The organism is Psychrobacillus lasiicapitis, assembly GCF_006861795.1.
Classification (GTDB): Bacteria; Bacillota; Bacilli; order Bacillales_A; family Planococcaceae; genus Psychrobacillus; species Psychrobacillus lasiicapitis.
Genome location: NZ_VDGH01000004.1, coordinates 330,769 through 333,903, shown reverse-complemented (window position 1 = coordinate 333,903; position 3,135 = coordinate 330,769). Strand labels below are relative to the sequence as shown.

At 36.1% G+C, this 3,135-nt stretch carries 3 protein-coding genes; 1 reads left to right on the top strand and 2 read right to left on the bottom strand.

Translation table 11 applies throughout. The features are described from left to right. Positions 1-500: 500 nt before the first annotated feature. Positions 501-1,514 carry a S66 family peptidase gene (locus tag FG382_RS09155; RefSeq protein ID WP_142538583.1) on the bottom strand — a complete coding sequence of 338 codons (1,014 nt, stop codon included), beginning with the start codon at positions 1,512-1,514 and terminating at the stop codon, positions 501-503. Between FG382_RS09155 and FG382_RS22945 the strand changes: the two genes are divergently transcribed. Then, a complete protein-coding gene (locus FG382_RS22945; RefSeq protein WP_211356383.1) occupies positions 1,499-1,966 on the top strand; it encodes a hypothetical protein in 468 nt (155 codons plus the stop codon). The genes FG382_RS09155 and FG382_RS22945 overlap by 16 nt on opposite strands. Positions 1,967-2,235: 269 nt before the next feature. Here the strand turns inward: FG382_RS22945 and FG382_RS09145 are convergent. Then, the coding region (locus tag FG382_RS09145) for an IS110 family RNA-guided transposase (RefSeq protein WP_244950529.1) at positions 2,236-3,135 on the bottom strand (900 nt) is incomplete at its 5' end.

Here is a 3,135-nt window from a genome sequence, read left to right as displayed (position 1 = left end):
TTAGTTCACGGGATCATTGTCCCACGCACCCGTACGTCCTACCCTGGCTACTGATATATTAAATCCTATAAAAATAAGGTCAACCAGTAAAAACTGGTTAACCTTATAATACGAAAGCACCCGTTAGCCATCCATGTAGCGCAAAATCAGCGCTACACCACAGAGAATGAAAATGTGAAAACCTGGGTATAGGATACTACGGCTGGGAGAGGAAGGTCGATGAACTATGGTGCCATAGAGNGGGGTGGACAGTTTAGTTCACGGGATCATTGTCCCACGCACCCGTACGTCCTACCCTGGCTACTGATATATTAAATCCTATAAAAATAAGGTCAACCAGTAAAAACTGGTTAACCTTATAATACGAAAGCACCCGTTAGTTTAATAAGGTTTAACTATATTTAGTTCTTTATCGGTACGATATAGCATTGTCTCAACCCAATTATGAAACATTTCATAGTCTTCTTGGTCTGTTTGAACATTACCTTACATCTATAATTTTATTTAAAAGTTTGTAACACAGTACCTTGACCATTTTCTGATTCAACTTCAGCGAATGCTCCATTTATAAAAGTCATTTGTGGTGGAACATGACCGCAATCAATATCGTACAAAATAGGAATTTGAAGCTCTTTAGAAAGTTCTTTATAAACATCTTCAACTGTATAATTTGTAACAGTTGGATTTGTTGGACTTCTCCCAAACGTAATGCCACTACACTCCTCAAACCAACCTGCTAATTTCATTTGTACGAGGGTCCTACGCAATTCAGTAGGCGATAACTGCAAATTTTCGAGATACCAAATAACAGAATCTCCTTCAATATAATTCTCTTTAAAATTTTGTACATTCCCATATGGTGTACCAATCAGATGCCTAATTATATCGATACAACCACCAAGTAATCGCCCCTGTATCTTAACTTTTTCGTTTACAGTTGATTTCCAGTAAGTTTGTTCTGTTAGATTGAAAATATAAGGAGTAGGGTTATCAGGTTGCCATTCTTTTTGATATTTTTCTGATGAATGTTGGAGAATTGATTCATTCATTTTGGTAGACAATACTGTTCGCCACATTGCTGTCGTATCATCAGAGTACTCTCCTCGTAAATCCACTAAGTTAGTTCCGTGTGCTGTAGCAGTACCCGTTTTCAATGTAATTGCTAACAGTAGCAGACTTATATCAGAATAACCTAATATCCACTTACTTTTTATATTTTCAAAGTCAATATATTCAAGTGTCTCAATAAGTAGCTCTCCGCCCCAAGGAGGAATAATAAGTTGAATATCATCACTAAGCATCATTTTATTGAACTCTTCTGCACGTTTTATAGCAGATGCAGACTTTTCTTTTTCTTGTGTCCATGCAGTTTCTCCGCAGATGAAGTTAAAACCTTTCTTTTCTACACTTTTGAATGCAGATTTCAACAAGTGATGTAATTCACTTGGGACTCCAGATGAAGGTGCAGTTACTCCTATTGTTGCACCTTTTTCTAAGATTGGATATTTTATCATGCTTAGCCACTCTCCCTATGCTTTTTGTAAAAATAACATTTTATATGTTATTTAAAAACACTTCTTTTATTACACTAACCTCCTTTTTCATAAAAAAAGCCGTATACTGTTCTATCTCCATTCGAGATGAAAATTCAAGCCTGATTAAACATTTATTTGCTAAAGTCCCATCTGGAAGCTCTAAAGTCTTAGACTATGCAAACGAAACACTCTATGAAGAAAAAAGCATGTCTAATAGAGTTGAAAATATAGTTAAAATGACTTCAGCAAGTGGCGAATCGATAAAATCAAGGTTCACAAATAACGGAATTCAATCCATGTTAGAAGAATCAGGTTTGCTTATTTATGAATCTTTGACATCTAATGCAATACATGGCCTTTTCTTTAGTTGTCGTTCAGATTATTTATGTGCTTTTGAGACAGTCCATTTTATCCATGCTGTAAAGAGGTAATATATAATTTTAAATACTTTTCATTGTCTGGATTATTGAGCGGTTTTTTTGTTTTTCATATTGAACTAAACTGCTTCGTTAGTTCAAGAAAAAAGTGCCCCCTAGACTTGTAGTAAAGGACCCCTTCTGCAGATTAATTTACATATATTAACTTATTCAACACAATCGCAAAAAAACCTTCTTCTTCAACTAAATTGCCGCGTTAGTTCAATAAGAAAAAGCTACCCTTACAGTCAGCTACTTGTTTAACTAAACCAGCTAATAGGATGTCAATATTTTTCTTTAAAATTTCTATTAATCTTATGATATACTATTTTGTGCATGACAAATAGCCCTCCAAAAACCCAATGAAGAAGTTTGTTTATGCAGGCTACTATTGCCACTTTGGAAGGCTTTCCTTCTGATTTCTTCTTGTCATAGAATTCTTTCAGCTTTTTGTTTCTTGAGCTTCTGATACCGCACAATACGGCAAGATACAAAGCATGGCGCAATCTACTCGAACCTCGTTTAGTAATCCGATTGGTTGTGGCGGTGAACTTTCCTGATGAGTGAACACTGGGATCCACTCCCGCAAAGGCAACCAGTTTTTTCGGATGACTAAACCGATCGATTTCACCAACTTCGGAGATAATCGTTGCAGCGATCTTTTCTCCGATCCCTGGAATTGATTGAACAATCTCGTAATCTTCTAATTCATTTGCCAAGGTCACTATACGAATTTCCAACTCTGAAAGATGTCCTTGGTACTGAAAAAGCATTTCAATATACATTTGAAGATTGATCAAATGACTGTGATACACGACTTTTTGAAATGGATTTCGAGATGCGGAATCCATTAACTTTTTTGCCTTATCCAATGCCCATAGACTAGACCGTCTTGGACAAAACTCCATCACACATTCCGCTAGCTTACTTTCTCCAGCCGCTAGTACATCTTCTGAAGTAGGGTATTTCTTTAACAACAATAAAGAAACCTTCGAATAAAGATCACCAAAAACCTTGCGGTATTCAGGAAACACTTGATCTAAAATAGTGTGAAACTGCAGCTTAGCCTCCACATACATATTCGTCACAATCTCCTGTTGTCTAGAAAGATTTCTAAGATTTAATAATTGGATTCCTCTGTTTTTATGAGGTTCAAAATCTTCTTTGTAATTCATTTGCTCGCG

Bases quoted from the DNA above. Each gene is read 5' to 3' on its own strand.
- FG382_RS09155 (WP_142538583.1), bottom strand. From the start codon at position 1,514: ATGATAAAATATCCAATCTTAGAAAAAGGTGCAACAATAGGAGTAACT.